Source organism: Catellatospora sp. NPDC049111, from assembly GCF_040648615.1.
In the GTDB taxonomy this organism is placed as follows: Bacteria; Actinomycetota; Actinomycetes; order Mycobacteriales; family Micromonosporaceae; genus Catellatospora; species Catellatospora aurea.
Map to the genome: position 1 here is coordinate 234,133 of NZ_JBEZEB010000002.1, position 15,723 is coordinate 249,855.

Annotated in this window: 15 protein-coding genes and 1 other RNA gene; 12 read left to right on the plus strand and 4 right to left on the minus strand. The window is 70.9% G+C overall.

The features are described from left to right. Positions 1-24 precede the first annotated feature (24 nt). On the plus strand, positions 25-825 hold the full coding sequence (locus AB0B66_RS03625) for a tryptophan 2,3-dioxygenase family protein (protein WP_360522325.1): 801 nt from the start codon (positions 25-27) through the stop codon (positions 823-825). Positions 826-1,314: 489 nt separating this feature from the next. Beyond that, positions 1,315-1,830, plus strand: a complete 516-nt coding sequence (locus tag AB0B66_RS03630; RefSeq protein ID WP_120316849.1) for a PadR family transcriptional regulator — start codon at positions 1,315-1,317, stop codon at positions 1,828-1,830. Between the two features lie 4 nt (positions 1,831-1,834). Here AB0B66_RS03630 and AB0B66_RS03635 read toward each other — a convergent pair whose 3' ends face one another. The 3 genes from AB0B66_RS03635 to AB0B66_RS03645 all read right to left on the minus strand — a co-directional run bounded on the left by AB0B66_RS03635 (position 1,835) and on the right by AB0B66_RS03645 (position 5,490). Then, positions 1,835-2,839, minus strand: coding sequence for a BadF/BadG/BcrA/BcrD ATPase family protein (locus tag AB0B66_RS03635; protein WP_360522328.1), 1,005 nt, complete (start codon positions 2,837-2,839; stop codon positions 1,835-1,837). A 37-nt stretch (positions 2,840-2,876) separates the two neighbouring features. Continuing rightward, positions 2,877-4,136 carry a 6-phospho-beta-glucosidase gene (locus AB0B66_RS03640; protein WP_360522331.1) on the minus strand — a complete coding sequence of 420 codons (1,260 nt, stop codon included), beginning with the start codon at positions 4,134-4,136 and terminating at the stop codon, positions 2,877-2,879. A 166-nt stretch (positions 4,137-4,302) separates the two neighbouring features. Beyond that, the gene (locus AB0B66_RS03645; protein WP_360522334.1) at positions 4,303-5,490 is read right to left on the minus strand and encodes an ROK family protein; all 1,188 of its coding nucleotides are present in this window, start codon (positions 5,488-5,490) and stop codon (positions 4,303-4,305) included. Positions 5,491-5,603: 113 nt separating this feature from the next. Between AB0B66_RS03645 and prfB the strand changes: the two genes are divergently transcribed. From prfB to AB0B66_RS03695, 10 genes are all read left to right on the plus strand, one after another. Continuing rightward, complete coding sequence (gene prfB / locus AB0B66_RS03650) at positions 5,604-6,719, plus strand: peptide chain release factor 2 (protein WP_360522337.1); 1,116 nt, start codon at positions 5,604-5,606, stop codon at positions 6,717-6,719. Between the two features lie 222 nt (positions 6,720-6,941). Beyond that, a complete protein-coding gene (ftsE, locus tag AB0B66_RS03655; RefSeq protein ID WP_203689272.1) occupies positions 6,942-7,622 on the plus strand; it encodes a cell division ATP-binding protein FtsE in 681 nt (226 codons plus the stop codon). Positions 7,623-7,685: 63 nt separating this feature from the next. Beyond that, positions 7,686-8,561, plus strand: a complete 876-nt coding sequence (gene ftsX, locus AB0B66_RS03660) for a permease-like cell division protein FtsX (protein WP_360522340.1) — start codon at positions 7,686-7,688, stop codon at positions 8,559-8,561. A gap of 144 nt (positions 8,562-8,705) precedes the next feature. After that, entirely contained in the window at positions 8,706-9,950 is a 1,245-nt protein-coding gene (locus AB0B66_RS03665; RefSeq protein ID WP_360522343.1) for a M23 family metallopeptidase, read from the plus strand. Between the two features lie 85 nt (positions 9,951-10,035). After that, a complete protein-coding gene (gene smpB / locus AB0B66_RS03670; protein ID WP_203689265.1) occupies positions 10,036-10,512 on the plus strand; it encodes an SsrA-binding protein SmpB in 477 nt (158 codons plus the stop codon). Between the two features lie 101 nt (positions 10,513-10,613). Beyond that, complete coding sequence (locus tag AB0B66_RS03675) at positions 10,614-11,426, plus strand: cellulose binding domain-containing protein (RefSeq protein ID WP_360522347.1); 813 nt, start codon at positions 10,614-10,616, stop codon at positions 11,424-11,426. Between the two features lie 65 nt (positions 11,427-11,491). Further along, entirely contained in the window at positions 11,492-12,898 is a 1,407-nt protein-coding gene (locus AB0B66_RS03680; protein ID WP_360522350.1) for an SRPBCC domain-containing protein, read from the plus strand. Positions 12,899-12,987: 89 nt separating this feature from the next. Next, a complete protein-coding gene (locus AB0B66_RS03685; RefSeq protein WP_360522353.1) occupies positions 12,988-14,133 on the plus strand; it encodes an SRPBCC domain-containing protein in 1,146 nt (381 codons plus the stop codon). A gap of 86 nt (positions 14,134-14,219) precedes the next feature. Next, positions 14,220-14,595, plus strand: a transfer-messenger RNA (tmRNA) gene (gene ssrA / locus AB0B66_RS03690). 171 nt (positions 14,596-14,766) lie between these two features. Next, positions 14,767-15,033: a hypothetical protein gene (locus tag AB0B66_RS03695; RefSeq protein WP_360522356.1), complete on the plus strand. Its 267-nt coding sequence runs from the start codon at positions 14,767-14,769 to the stop codon at positions 15,031-15,033. Positions 15,034-15,058: 25 nt separating this feature from the next. Here AB0B66_RS03695 and AB0B66_RS03700 read toward each other — a convergent pair whose 3' ends face one another. After that, the gene (locus tag AB0B66_RS03700; RefSeq protein ID WP_360522360.1) at positions 15,059-15,646 is read right to left on the minus strand and encodes a nucleosidase; all 588 of its coding nucleotides are present in this window, start codon (positions 15,644-15,646) and stop codon (positions 15,059-15,061) included. Positions 15,647-15,723: the final 77 nt, after the last annotated feature.

Sequence of the window (15,723 nt, forward strand, 5' to 3'; positions counted from 1 at the left end):
GCGATACAGCCCCTTCTTTCATATATGTCCGAGTACCGTGGCTGCGTGCAGAGCTTCGGGGAGCAGGGCGGACGCCTGACCTACGGCGCCTACCTGCGTGTGCCCGAGCTGCTGTCCCAGCAGGTGCCCAAGTCCGCCCCCGCCGCCCACGACGAGCTGCTGTTCATCACCATCCACCAGGCGTACGAGCTGTGGTTCCAGCTGCTGCTGCATGAGCTGGCCGACGCCCGGGACCGGATGCTGGCGGGGGAGAGCTACCTGCCGCGGGTGCGCCTGGAGCGCTGCCACGCGGTCGAGGTGCTGCTCGTCGGTCAGGTCGACGTCATCGACACGATGACCCCGCAAGACTTCCTCGCCTTCCGCACCCTGCTCGCGCCCGCCTCCGGGTTCCAGTCCGCCCAGTTCCGCGAGATCGAGTTCATCTCCGGCCTCAAGGACCCGGGCTTCCTGGAGCGGCTGCGCGGACTGTCCCCGGCCGAGCAGGAGCGGCTGCGCCGCCGGCTGGCCGAGCCGACGCTCTGGGACGGCTACCTGGCGCTGCTCGCCGCGCACGGCTTCGCGGTCGGCTCCGATGGCGAGGTGCTGGCCGCCCTGGTCGCCATCGCGCGCGACCGGGAGCGGCACGGCGCGCTCTGGGACCTGGCCGAGGCGCTGATCGCCCACGACCAGGCGTGGTCGCTGTGGCGAGCCCGGCACGTGCTGATGGCCGAGCGCCAGATCGGCAGCAAGCCCGGCACCGGCGGCTCCGCGGGCAGTCCTTACCTGCGCTCGCGCCTGGACACCCGCTTCTACCCCGCTCTCTGGGCGCTGCGCGCGGCCCTCTGACCGCCCGCCCGCCGCCGGGGCATGGTCCAAGATCGTCCGATTTGCCCGGCAACTGGGCGAATAGCTGATCAAGATACGCACGACTGCCGGGCAAGTTGGACGATCTTGAGGATGTGGTCGGGGCCGGTCGCCGGATGTGGAGATCGTCGTTTCGGGTCAGGAAGTGGGGTGTGGGCCGAGGTTCTGACCGGAAACGGCGATCTTCGCCAAGGATCTTGTGGGCCGGGCTGTGGATATGTCGGGTTTGGGGTGATGGTGGAGGGGCTGGGCAAGATCGAGTAGGTGTGGGTGGGGGCGAAAAGGGGCGACACGCCGAGGGGAGAGATATCGGGCGGTTTGTGTTATCCCGTCAGGCGGGACTTCGGAGGCAGGAAACGGACATATTCCTGTCTGATCAGACAGTCGGAAAGGGACTGTCCGGCGGGGAATGTGCACTGTGGATGGGCCGATATCCTGGACAGAAGGCTGGGAAAGTGGCAGCGTTGAGTCATGGCAGAGGTAGGAATCAACGCTACTGCGGCGGCCGTGCTCGGCCTGCTGCACGATGGACCCATGACCGGTGGCCAGCTGATGGCCGCGGCCGAGCGCCGGCTCAGCCCGTACTGGTCGATGACCCGGTCCCAGGTCTACCGCGAACTGCCGGTCCTCGCCGAGCTCGGTTACGTCAAGCTCGGCAAGCCCGGCCCGCGGGCGAGCCAGCCCTACGCGATCACCGCGTCGGGCAAGCGCGCCTTCGCCCGCTGGCTGAACGAGGAGCCCGGCCGCGAGCTGGTGCGCAACCCGTACGCACTGCGTGTCGCGTTCGGATCCACGCACGCGACCAACCAGTTCGACTCGCTGCTCAACAGCGCCAACTCGCACCACACCGAGGCCCTCGCGGAAGCTCGCGAGCAGGCCAAGGAGGCCAAGAAGGAAGGCGACGACTTCACCGCGGCAGGGCTGGAGTTCGCCGTCGCCTACCACAAGGCCGCGCTGAACTGGCTGAAGACCGCAATCGCCAAGTAGCGCCTCAGCGCTGGGCGAGGTGCGGTCGCCCCTCTTCCAGCGCGGACCGCAACGCGGCAGCGGCGGCCGGCGCCGCCCCGAGCGCGTCCAGTGCGAAAAGGCCCGCTCCCACCACCGGTGGCTGTGCGAGCACGGTCAACCGGGCCTTCGACGAGTGGGCCTTCACCCCGGCGTCCACGGCATCCTGCAGCAGCGAGTGCCGGGCGCGCAGCACGCCACCGCCCAGGACCACGGCGTACGGTTCCTCCCTCAGCCCGAGCCGGTCCGCGGCAACCGTCACCAATGAAGTGATCTCGGTCGCCTGACGCGCCACCACGCGCCGGGCGACCTCGTCACCCTGCCCGGCGACGGCGAACAGCACCTCGCTCAGCTCGATCATGCGGTCCTGGCTGAGGCTGCCCAGGTGCAGGCCGGTGATCACATCGTTGACGGAGGCCTGCCCGAAGTGGGCGGCCACCGCCCCGGCCAGCGCCGTGGCCGGCCCGCGACCGTCCTCGGCCCGCGCCGCGTGCCACATCGCCAGCGAGGCCAGGTGCAACCCGCCGCCCCAGTCGCCGGAGATCGGCCCGAGCGCCGGGAACCGGGCGGTGCGCCCGTCGGCGCTGCGCCCCACGCAGTTGATCCCCGCCCCGCACACCACCGCGATCGCGTCCGGACTGTCGGTGCCCGCGCGCAGCAGCGCGAACGTGTCGTTGTCCAGCCGGTACGACTCCGCCCACCCGGTCACCGCGACCGCCTTGGCCGCCGCCTCGACCTCCTCGGGCAGGTCGAGACCGGACAGGTAGACCTCGGCGCGGGTGATGGGCACGGACGGGGGCATCTCGGCCACCCGCAGCGTCGCGCCGACCAGCCGGTCCAGCAGCGCGACGGCGGTGTCCAGGCCGATGACCTGCGGGCACGAGCCCGGCCCGCGGACGTAGCCGTGCACCCGGCCGTCCGAATCGGCGAGCACCACGTCGGTTTTGGAGTTCCCGCCGTCGACGGCCAGGAACAGTTCCGGAGTGTTCATGCCTGCTCCTGGCTGCGCACGTGGGCGGTCCGGGCGCTCATCGGGCCCACGCCAGGTGGTCGGCGTTGGCGGCGAGCAGGCCCTGGGTGAGGGCCTCGGCGTACTCGTGCTGGCCGACCAGCGGGTGCGCGAGCAGCGCGGCGTAGACGCGGTCGCGGCCGCCGTGGACCGCGGCGCGCACGGCCAGCTCCTCGTACGCGGCGACGCCGGCGATGAGGCCGGACAGCTCGGGGCCGACCGGCGGGGCCGGGACCGGGGTCGCGCCGTCGCGGTCCACCCGGGCGCTGACCTCGATGACCGCGTCGTCGGGCAGGAACGGCAGGTGGCCGCCGTTGCGCAGGTTCACGGCGTGCACCGCGCCATCGCCGGTGAGCAGCGAGGTGATCAGGCCGACGGCCGCCTCGGAGTAGAACGCCCCGCCCCGCTGGGACAGCAGGTCCGGTTTGGTGGTCAGGGCCGGGTCGGCGTACATCTTCAGCAGGTCGGTCTCCATCTCGGCGACCTTCTGCCCGCGGGTCGGTGCGCCGCGCTCTTCGCGCACGACCTCGTCGTGGGCGTAGAAGTAGCGCAGGTAGTACGACGGCACGTTGCCGAGCAGCCGCAGCAGCGACGGCGGCAGTTGCACCGGCCGGGCCAGCTCGTCCAGGTGACCCGCGAGCAGCTCGGGCAGCCGGTCGACGCCGTCGACGTAGGCGGCGCGCTCCCAGGTGAGGTGGTTGAGGCCGACGTGGTCCAGGGTGACCGCGCCCGGCTCGACGCCCAGCAGCTTGGCGAACCGGCGCTGGAAGCCGATGGCCACATTGCACAGGCCGACGGCCTTGTGCCCGGCGTCCAGCAGGGCCCGGGTGACGATGCCGACCGGGTTGGTGAAGTCGACGATCCACGCGCCGGGCGCGGCGAGCCGGGCCGCGCGCTCGGCCACGTCCAGCACGACCGGCACCGTGCGCAGCGCCTTGGCCAGGCCGCCCGCGCCGGTGGTCTCCTGCCCGACGCAGCCGCATTCCAGCGGGAAGGTCTCGTCGCTGATCCGGGCGGCCTGCCCGCCGACGCGCAGCTGCACGACGACCACGGCGGCGTCGGTCAGGCCCGCGTCGAGGTCGGTGGTCCAGGTCAGCGTGCCGGGGTGGCCGTGGTGGGCCATCAGGCGGCGGGCGTACGGGCCGATGACGTCCAGCCGCGGCCCGGCCGGGTCGATCAGGCACAGCTCGGTGACGTCGAGGCTGCCGGCCAGCCGGGCGAACCCGTCGACCAGCTCGGGGGTGTAGGTGGACCCTCCACCCACGACTGCGATCTTCATTGACGCTCTCTCTGTCATGCGGAGCCCGCTACTGAGTCATGCGGAGCCCGCTCCGCGGCCTTAATCGGTCGTCCGGCCTACGCTGCGCTACGGCCGTACACCGAGCGGCCGCTCCGACGGGCTCCTTGGTGTCTCTGACGGGCTCCTTGTATGAGGGGTGGGTTGATCAGCGAGCCGGGATCGGCCGGGCGTTCAGGGAGTCGACCAGGGATTCGCGCACCGAGCGCAGGCCCGAGTCCATGGCGCCGAGCAGCACCGCGTCGTCGGTCAGCGCGGTGACCTCGACCGGGGTGCGCAGCGGGGTGTTGCGGTGGAAGGCCTCGGTGACCAGGTCGCGCAGCCGTGCGCCGCCGGCCTGGGCGACCTCGCCGGCCAGCACCACCAGCGGCGGGTCGAGCAGTGAGGCGACCACGGCCAGCACGACGGCGATCCGGTCGGCCAGCGCGCCGAGGAAGGCGGCCGCGGCGGGGGAGTCCGCGCGGGCTGCGTCGGCGACCATCTCCTCGGCGGTGGCTCCGGTGAAGCCGTGCGCCGCGCCCAGCGCCGCGACGGCCGGGCCGCCGGCCAGGCTCTGCAGGTCGCGGGGTTGGCCGGGGGCGGCCAGGCCGAGCGGCACGTAGCCGATCTCGCCGGCCCCGCCGGTGGCCCCGCGCAGCAGCGAGGTGCCGAGGTCGATCGCGCAGCCCAGGCCCGCGCCGAGCCAGAGCAGGGCGAAGCTGCCGCTGCCCGCGGCCGCGCCGCGGTGGCGCTCGGCGATCGCGGCCAGGTTCACGTCGTTGTCGGCGTCCACGGTCAGGTCCAGCGCGGCGGCCAGCTCGGTGACCAGCCCCGGGCGGCCCCAGCCGGTGACGTCGATGTGCCGGATCGTGCCGGTCCCCGGGTCGTACGAGCCGGGCACGCCCAGCTGCAGGTGGGTGACGCGGTCGCGGCCGGCGCGGGCGCACAGGTCGGCGGCGATCGCGCGGACGGTGCCGACCGGGTCGCCGTCGGCCGGGTCGCTCGGGTACGCCGCGCGGGCCAGCACCGCCCCGCCGAGATCGCACAGCGCCGCCTCGAACGGGGCGTGTAACGTCTCGCTCACGTCCCGTACCGAGATCGCCAGCACCGTCGCGGCGGCCGGGTTGACCGCGTACACCTCCGCGTTGGGGCCGGGCCCGCCGCTGGTGTGGCCCACGACGACCGCCAGCCCGGCCTCGGTGAGCGTGCGCAGCACGTCGGAGGTGGTCGGCTTGGACAGCCCGGTCAGTTCCCGCAGCTCCCCACGGGTGAGCGTGCCCCGGTCGATGAGCAGCGCCATGGTCGCGCTCTCGTTCATGGCCCGGAGCAGCTTGGACGAACCGGCGAGCCGTGCCACGTGCCCTCCTCGTAATAGGAAAGTAGATTTACTATTGTCGGCGACCGTGGCCGCTGTCAAGTCGCGGGTGCGCCCCGGAAAACCGTGCGGCGGGTGCCATTAGTCTTGTGGATGTGACTGCCGACTACGCCGATCAGCTCAAGAACCTTGACGCGACCATGCGCAACATCGAGTCCGTGCTCGACATCAACCGGCTGCGCCGGGACAAGGAGCGGCTCGAGGAGGCGGCCTCGGCCCCGGACCTGTGGGACGACCAGGCCAAGGCGCAGGAGGTCACCTCACAGCTGGCGTACGCCACCGGTGAGATCAACAAGCTGACGAAGCTGCGCGGGCGGATCGACGACGTCGCGGTGCTGATGGAACTGGCCGAGGCCGAGGACGACGCGTCCTCCATGGCCGAGGTCGGCACCGAGCTGACCTCCCTGGCGAAGGCGGTCGAGGAGCTGGAGGTGCGCACCCTGCTCTCCGGGGAGTACGACTCCCGTGAGGCGCTGGTCGCCATCCGGGCCGGCGCGGGCGGTGTGGACGCGGCGGACTTCGCCGAGATGCTGCTGCGCATGTACCTGCGCTGGGCCGAGCGCCACGGCTACGCCACCGAGGTCTACGACACCTCGTACGCCGAGGAGGCGGGGCTGAAGTCGGCTACGTTCGCAGTGAAGGCGCCGTACGCGTACGGCACGCTGTCGGTCGAGTCGGGCACCCACCGCCTGGTCCGGATCAGCCCGTTCGACAACCAGGGCCGCCGCCAGACCAGCTTCGCCGGGGTCGAGGTGCTGCCGGTGGTGGAGCAGACGGACCACATCGACATCCCCGAGAACGAGATGAAGGTCGACGTCTACCGCTCCAGCGGCCCCGGCGGGCAGAGCGTCAACACCACCGACTCGGCGGTGCGCATCACGCACATCCCGACCGGCATCGTGGTGACCTGCCAGAACGAGAAGTCCCAGCTGCAGAACAAGGCCTCGGCGCTGCGCGTGCTGCAGGCCCGTCTGCTGGAGCGCAAGCGTCAGGAGGAGCGGGCCAAGATGGAGGGCCTGAAGACCGACGCGGCGGGCTCCTGGGGCGACCAGATGCGCTCGTACGTGCTGCACCCGTACCAGATGGTCAAGGATCTGCGCACCGAGTTCGAGACGGGCAATCCGTCCGCGGTCTTCGACGGTGAGATCGACAACTTCGTCGAGGCCGGCATCCGCTGGCGCAAGCAGAACGAGCTGGAAGCCGCTGCCTGATCGGCTGAGTGAGCCTCGCTCCGCCCGGCTGTCCACGCAGCCGGGCGGAGTTTTTTCATGTATGGACATCGCTGGCGTTTCGCCCGCGCGGGTGACCCGACTACTGTCGGTGACAGTTGATCACGGCTAGATCACGGAATTTTCCGGGAACATTCACGGCAATACCGTCATCTCAACCCCTGCGGGCTTGGCGAAACGGCGACACCGCGTAGACTCTCCGCCGTGATTCGACTTGAGCACGTGACTAAGACCTACCCGAAGGCGTCCCGGCCCTCACTGGACGACGTGTCGGTCTCGATCGAGAAGGGTGACTTCGTCTTCTTCATCGGTCCGTCCGGCTCCGGCAAATCAAGCATCGTCAAGCTGATGCTGCACGAGATCAAGCCCAACAAGGGCAAGGTCTTCGTGAACGGCAAGGAGATCAGCTCCATGCGGTCGTGGAAGATCCCCAGCTTCCGCCGCTCGATCGGCTGTGTCTTCCAGGACTTCCGGCTGCTGCCGAACAAGACGGCCTACGAGAACGTCGCGTTCGCGCTCGAGGTCATCGGCAAGTCCAAGGCGGTCGCCCGCCGCGTGGTGCCCGAGGTGCTGGAGCTGGTCGGCCTCGGCGGCAAGGAGCACCGCTACCCGCACGAGCTCTCCGGTGGCGAGCAGCAGCGTGTCGCGGTGGCGCGCGCGTTCGTGAACCGGCCGCTGATCCTGCTGGCCGACGAGCCCACCGGTAACCTCGACCCGGACACCTCCATCGAGATCATGCGCCTGCTGGACCGGATCAACCGGACCGGCACGACCGTCGTGATGGTCACCCACGACTCGAACATCGTCAACCAGATGCGCCGCCGCGTCATCGAGATCGAGGGCGGCCGGATCGTCCGCGACCAGGCCCGTGGTGTGTACGGCTGAGCCGTCACCCCCTGAGCCCCTGTCCCTGACGACCTGACCGTCTCCCCCGGAGGATTTCCCCCGATGCGTGCGAAGTATGTCCTGGCTGAAATGCTGGTCGGGCTGTGGCGCAACGTCACGATGACCATCGCCATGATCATTACGATGATCGTGTCGCTCTCCATGCTCGGCGCCAGCCTGCTGATGTACATGCAGGTCGACGAGATGAAGGGCCACTACTACGAGCAGGTCGAGGTCTCCATCTACCTGGAGAAGACCATCGACGACACGCAGCGGTCCGAGATCAAGTCGAAGCTCGACAGCGACCCCCTGGTCAAGAGCGTGCTCTGGGAGACCAAGGAGATGGCGTACGAGAACTTCAAGCAGCAGTTCCGTGACGCCCCCGACCTGGTCAACGCGATCGGCGCGGACGAGCTGCCCGAGTCGTTCCGGGTCGCGCTGAAGGACCCGCAGAAGTTCGACCAGATCAACGCCACCTACGCCGGCCTGGCGGGCGTGGACACGGTTGTCGACCAGCAGAAGCTGCTGCAGAAGATCTTCGACATCCTCGGCTCGATCCAGAACCTGTCGCTGGTCGTCGCCGGCTTCATGGGGCTGGCCGCCCTGTTGCTGGTCGCCAACACCATCCAGGTCGCCGCGTACAGCAAGCGGCGTGAGGTCGCGGTCATGAAGCTGGTCGGCGCGTCGAACTGGTTCATCCAGGCGCCGTTCGTGCTCGAGGCGGTCTTCGCCGCGCTGCTGGGCTCGATCCTGGCCTGGGTGATGCTGGTCGTCGGCAAGATCGTGCTGATCGACGGCAAGCTGGCCGCACTGACCGACCTGCTGCTACCGGTGAGCTGGGGCAACGTCAACCTGATGCTGCCGATCCTGGCGGGCATCGGCTCGGTGGTCAGCGCCGTCACCGCCTGGGTCACCCTGCGCTTCTACATCCGCGTCTAGTCGTTCCGACGCACGTCGACGGCCCGCTCCCGGCTTCGGGGCGGGCCGTCACCTTTTCTGCGCCACTCCTGTTGAATGTCGGTTTTGCCGCGTATCAGGGCATATGTCGGCAGTAGGGTGATCGGGACAGGCGAGGGAGGTCCCGTGCGCTGGCGACGACTGGTACAGGTGGTGTTCGTCCTGCTGACCGCTGTGGCGGTCGGCCTGCCGGCACATGCCGCCCCCGACGACCTCAAGAAGGACAAGAAGCGCGTCGACGCCGAGCTGGCCCGGACCGGGGCCCTGCTGGAGGCGCTGTCGGCGAAGGCGCGCACCGCCGCGACGGAACTCGCCGAGGCCAACGCGGCCATGCCCGCAGCCCAGGAGCGCATCGCCACGACCCGGGCGGCCGTGGTGGTGGCCGAGACCAAGGCCGCGTCCGCCCAGCGGCGCGCCGACCAGGCCACCGCCGCCTGGGCCGTCACCGACCAGGCCTACCAGGCGTCGGTCCGGCAGGTCCAGGAGGGCCGGGACCGGTTCGCCCGGTTCGCCGTGGCCACCCTGCACGGTTCCAACCTCACCGAATTCAACGTGCTCATGGCCGCGACCCGGCCGCAGGAGTTCCTCGACCGCGGCAACTTCATCAGCCAGATCGGCCGCATCCGCCGCGATGCGATCGACGACTACGTCGCCGCGCGCCGGGCCGCCAAGCAGATCACCAGCGACGCCGAGCTGAAGCGCCGGGAGGCCGCCGACGCGGCCCGCATCGCCCGTGCCGCGCTGCTGGCCGCCGAGAAGGCCCGCCAGGACGCCGAGCAGGCCCGCCGCGACCTCGACGCGCTCGCCGCCCGGCAGAAGAAGGCGATCGAGACGACCAAGGCGGAGAAGGCCGAGGCCCAGCGGCACTACCAGGAGGTCAAGGAGCAGAGCGAGCGCATCGCCGACGAGCTGCGGGTCTGGGAGGGGCAGTACGGCAAGCTCGTGCCGATCCTGCGCCCCGGGGCGAAGTTCCTGATGCCGACGAAGGGCTGGAAGTCCAGTGACTTCGGCAACCGCTACGACCCGTACTACGGCGTCTGGCAGCTGCACGCCGGCGTCGACATCGCCGCGGGCGGCGGCCAGCCCATCTTCGCGGCGGCGGGCGGCACGGTCAGCAGCGCCGGCTGGCTCGGCGGGTACGGCAACTACACCTGCATCACCCACGGCAAGACCGGCGGCAAGGTCATCTCCACCTGCTACGCCCACCAGTCCAAGATCCTGGTGAAGGTCGGCGACAAGATCCGCGGCGGCCAGCTCATCGGCAAGGTCGGCACCACCGGCGCCTCCACCGGCTTCCACCTCCACTTCGAGGTCCGCCAGAACGGCAACCCCATCCAACCCTTGAACTGGCTCCCCGGCTGCCTCTGTTGAGGGTGGGGAGCTATCTCGATCGCGGTTCGGTCTTGCTGATCGGTAGCATTGTCGGGTTGCCGTGATCGAGGAGAGGAGGGCCGTCATGCCGCGGGAGAAGGGGCGCAAGGTCATCGCGTCGAACCGCAAGGCTTACCACGACTACACCATCCTCGAGACGTTCGAGGCGGGCATCGCCCTGATGGGCACCGAGGTGAAGTCGCTGCGGGCCGGGCGGGCGTCGCTGGTCGACGCGTTCGGCCAGGAGCGCGACGGCGAGCTCTACCTGCACGCGCTGCACATCCCCGAGTACGCCATGGGCACGTGGACCAACCACGCGCCGCGGCGCACCCGCAAGCTGCTGCTCAAGCAGAAGGAGATCGTGCACCTGATCACCAAGACCCGCGAGGGCGGCCTGACCATGGTGCCGCTGTCCATGTACTTCAAGGACGGCTGGGCCAAGGTCGAGATCGGGCTGGCGCGGGGCAAGAAGACCTACGACAAGCGCCAGGACATCGCCAAGCGTGATTCCGACCGGGAGATCAGCCGCGAGCTCGGCCGCCGTGCCAAGGGCATGAGGTAGGCCTGACACCAGGGCCGACGGACGGTTCCGTGCACGGCCGCCTCGGCACGGTCGGATGGCCGATCGCGCGGCCGTGCGCGGAGACGGTAGCCTCGCGGGTCGTGAGCAAGCATCGGCTGCACGAGGACGACGAGACCACCATGCTGCCCCGCGTCGTCGCGGGGCCCGTGGCCGACGAGCCCGACCCGGCCGTTCACGTGCGGCAATCGGCCGTGGCGGAGCCCGACCTGGCGGATCGCGATCTGCCGCCGCCGGCGGAGTCCTCCCCGCGAAGGTCCGGGCGGCAGCCGTTGGTGATCGGCGTGGCGACCATGTGCCTGCTCGTGTCGGGCGCGGCGGCCTGGGCGCTGGCCAAGCCGGCACCGCAGCCGTCGCTGGTGCTGCCCACCGCCGGGCCGAGCGCCACCGGCGCGGGCTTCACCGACGGCTTCGGCGTGATGACGCCCAGCCCCGAGGCTTCATCCGGGGCGGCGCCTGTCCGGCCGACCGCCTCCGCCTCCGCGGCGGCCACCACCTCCCCTGCGGTGAGCCCCGCTCCGGGCAGCAGCGGACCCCGCCCGCCGAGCCCGCCCGCGGCCCCTCCGCCGCCACCGCCGCCGCCTGCCGGTGGCACCGCGAGCGCGACGTACCACGTGGACAGCTGGGGCGGCGGCTACGTCATCTCCGTGCAGGTGCGCAACACGGGCGGCACCCCGCTGGCCTGGACGGTGCGGATCCAGCTGCCGCCGGGCGCCTCCGTCGACGGGGACTGGGAAGCCGACCGGTCGGGTCAGGACGGTGCGTGGGTCTTCACCCCCGAACGCGGCGACCTCGCTCCCGGAGCGTCGTTGACCTTCGGTTTCATCGGTCGCCGCGGACCGGGCCCCTTCCCGGTCACCTGCACGGTCAACGGGGTCGCCTGCCAGGCTGGCTGAGCGATGGCTTAACTCCGCCCTAAAGCACACGGCAGGTAGGCGAAACCGGCTCTAATATTCGGCGCGTGACCGTGCTGCGACTCGATGTGGAGCTCCCTTACCCGGTGGAGCTGGTGTGGCAGGCGCTGACCGATCGTCGGCTGCTCGGCGAGTGGTTCCTGCAGACCGACCTGATGCCGGTGGCGGGCGGGGTGTACCGCGCCTTCCCCGGCACCGATCTGCCGGGCTTCACGGCGCCGTTCGACGTTGACGTGGTCGAGGTGGTGGGCCCGACCCGGCTGGTGCTGCGCTGGCGTGGCGAGCAACTGCACGCCGACGTGGTCTGGGAGCTGTCCACCGCCACCGGAGGCAGCCGGCTGCGGGTCAGCCAGACCGGCTTCCTCGGCATCGGCGGCCAGGTGCGCCGGGCCGAACTGCAGCGGGCGTACGCGACGATGTTCGAGCAGCGGCTGCCCGCCCTGCTGGCCCGGCAGGAGCAGGCGGCGTTGCCGGCCCGCCGTCGGCGCAGCGTGGACATCTACGATGCCGCCGACATGCCGCGCCGCCCGCCGGCCACGGCATCCGCGCCCACGGCGGACGAGCCCGCCCCGCAGTCCGCCGGATCGACGGCGGACAGCCCCGCGGCGGCACCGGATCCGGGCGGCCTTCCCTCGACGACCGCTGCACCCGAAAACCGCTCCACGGCGATCCGCGACCCGCGTACGCCACCCACGGTTGACGGCGGCCCAGGCGTCGAGACCGGCGACCGTGAGCGGAGCACCCGGCTCGCCGCGGACCCTGATCCCACCGCGGCGGACGACGAGGACGAGCCCGCGTCGCGTTCCAGGCGCGCGCTGAGCCGGGTGTTCCACATGCCGGCGGATCGGCGGCTGCGGCTGCTGTCGGTGGCCGGCGCGATGGTGCTCATCATGCTGGCGGCCACCGCGGTGGCGACGCTGGTGCTGCGCTCGCCCGGCCCGGGGGCTGATCCGCTCGCCGGCGACCGGAGCCCTTGGTCGGGGGTGCAGGCGGGAGAGTCCAGGACGCTTCCGCCGACAGCCGGCCCGGCGAGCCCGACCGCCTCGCCGAGCGCGACGGCCGTCACCTCCCCGCAGGCCTCCCCGTCGCCCGCGGTGTCCCTGCCGGACAGTCCGGGTGCCACGGAGGTCGGCGGGGTGGCTCCGGCCGTCTCATACCGGACACTCGAAACCTGGAGCGGCGGCTACATCGGAGAGATCACCATCCGCCCGGCCGCGGCCGTCGACGGCTGGTCGGCCGTCATCATGCTTCCGGCGAAGGCCCAGGTGACCAGCGCGTGGGACCGGATCGACTTCCGGCAGAACGGAGTCAAGGTGACGTTCACGCCGCAGGCCGTGCACCAAGAGCTGCCTGCCGGGGAGGACTTCGTCTTCGCCTTCCAGGTCGGCGACCCGTCCGGTGCGACGCGGCCCCGGAGCTGCAAGGTCGAGGACGTGAGCTGCACGGAGCTGTAGACGCCGCTGTCCGGTGACGGACACCTGTGACGTGACCGTGGTCGATTCCGGGGATGCCGCGAGCCGTGGGGCGACCCTATAGTCGGACCGTGACCGAGCTGCGACTCGATGTCGATCTCTCCCATCCCCGGGCGCGAGTCTGGCGGGCACTCACCGAGCAGCGGCTGCTGCGCGAGTGGTTCGTGCCCACCGACCTCACGCCGAACGCAGGGGAGACCTTCCGTGCCTTCCCGCCGCCGGGCCTCGCCGGGCTCACGACACCGTTCGATCTGGATGTCGTGGAGGTGGCGGCGCAGGAACGGCTTGGCATGCACTGGCGCGACGACCACACGCATACCGAGGTCACCTGGTCGCTGGCGGACAACGAGGCGGGCTGCCGGTTGACCGTGCTGCAGTCGGGGTTCTTCGGGGTGGACGGCACCCAGCGGCGGCGTGAGCTGCGCCGGTCGTACCAGTTCATGTTCGGCGACCAGCTGCCCGCTGCCCTGGACCGGCTCGCCTCCGGCGAGGTGGACCTGGGCGGGGTGCGGGCCGACCTGCACACCGCGATCCCGCGGCGGAGGGAGACGGCCCCGCTCGAACCGGCGCGGGTGCCGCCGCCCTCGGGTGGTTCGAAGCGGTTGCGGCTGCTGTCCCTGGCCGGTGCGGTGGTGCTGGTGGTGCTGATCAGCACCGCGGTCGCGGTGGTGATCGGGGGCGGCCCCGGCGGCGCGCCCGACGTCGACACCGAGCCGGTGTACGGGCTGGGCTCAGGTGTGCAGCCGGGTGCCGTCGCGACGGATCCCGCGGCAGCCGTCTCCGGCACCCCGCTGCCGGGCGTCGCCGGGGAGACGCCGCAGCCGGGGACGTCCGGGTCACCGGGTGCGACGCCCGTCGCCGAGGCGACCGCCACACCGGCGGGCCCGCCGCTGACCGCGAACTACCGCACGATCGCGCTGCTCGGCCTCGGTGGCTTCGACACCGAGGTGACGGTCCGCAACCCGGGCACGACCCCCCGGGAGGGCTGGACGGTCGTGCTGACCATGCCGGCCGACCGGGCGGTGGAGAACCGGTCCACCTCGGCGGTGAACTTCACGCAGGAGGGCGCGAAGGTGACGGTGACCCCGGTCGGCGCGGCCCGTACGGTGAGCGCGGGCGGATCGGTGACGTTCATCATCCGCTTCCCCGCGCTGCTGGCCCTCGGCCAGGCGGTCACCGCCTGCACCGTGGACGGGACCGCCTGCACGGGGAGTTGACCGATACCGGAATGACTTTGGTCGCCCCGGGCGTTATTGTTGACGAACGCGGTGATCGTCACCGTGCGTGCGTGCGCGCATGACCAGGGGGTGACAGGTTTCGACATCGTACGTTGCGGCAGGAGAAGCGAGCCGAGGAAGCCGACGTCGTCTCGGTAATCGTCGTCGGAAAACTATAAGCGCCAAGACTAACGTCAAGCGCGACTTCGCTCTCGCCGCCTGAGGCGAGTAGCAAGTCTGTCGGTCCGGGAGTGCCTACGGCCCGTGTACCGGCATCAGTAAGTAGGCTGGCCGATTCAGTCCCGTCGCGGGGCTGCTGAGGCGAGATCAATCGCGACTGGGCCCGTCACACCGTCTCGCTCATGTGATCGGTGGGGTCGAGTAGAGGCATAGTGAGCTGCGCTCGGAGAAGCCCTGTTAATGCGGCGATGGACCCGGGTTCGATTCCCGGCACCTCCACCAGACATGAACGGCCCCGGTCCACCAGGACCGGGGCCGTTCGCCGCATATGCCCCGCTACCTGCTCGAACGACCGGCTGAACGGCCGTTCAAACCTGGGCAAAGGTATGGACTTCGGGCCGCACCCGCGTGACCATCGAACGCAAGGACGTTTCTGCGGTCCGGGGGTGAGGTATGGCCACCGATTCACTGGACGAGCTGTCGAACGCGATGCTCGGCCCCTCCGGCCGGCTCGGCGACGTGATCGCGGACGCGCCGCGGCTGACCCACAGCGTGCGCGCGCTGGAATCCGATCGTCGCGCGCTGCTCGACGCCGTGATGTCCACCGCGGCCGACCGGCACGCCGAGGAACAGCTCGCCCAGCGACTCACGGCCTACCGCCAGCGCACGGCCGACGTGCTGCACCAGGCGTACGGCGTCGACCTCGGCGGAGAAACCTGACCGGGCAGCGAGTCGGTCGCCGGGTTCAGCGCACCCCGGCGGTGTTCTGCCAGTCGTTCAGCCAGCCCGCGAGCAGACGCGCGCACCGGTCGACGGACTCGGCCCAGCCGGTGACCGCCTCGCCGTCGGCCTCGTCGCTGACCTGTTTGACCATCCGCACCGGCACGCCGCATGCGGCAGCCGCCGCGGCGACGGCATAGCCCTCCATGTCGACCAGGTCCGCATGCTCGGCCAGTGCCGCCCGCAGCGCCGGGTCGGAGACGAACACGTCGCCGGTGGCCAGCACCGGCCCGGTGCCCGGCAGTTCCAGCGGACCGCCGAAGTCGCGGCCGGTCACCGCGCGGATCGTCGCGGTGTCGAAGTCGTGCTGCACCACCCGGCTGATCTCATGGATGCCGGCCAGGCCCGGCCGCAGCGCGCCGGCGGTGCCCAGGTTGACGATCTCGCTGGGCAGCACGCCCGTGGCCAGCGCGCGCGACACCGCGATTGCGGCGCAGACCTTGCCCACCCCGGTCAGCAGCACCGGAAGCGCGGTGTCCAGATGCGCCGCCTCCTCGGGCAGCGCGACGACGATCAGCGGCCGGTCGGGGGTCACGGTGCCGGTAAGAGTCACCCGGGAAGTCTAGGCGGCGTGTCGAGCAGCTCTCATGTAACCCGGAGGGCGCAGGTCAGAAGCACCCTTGTCACCGA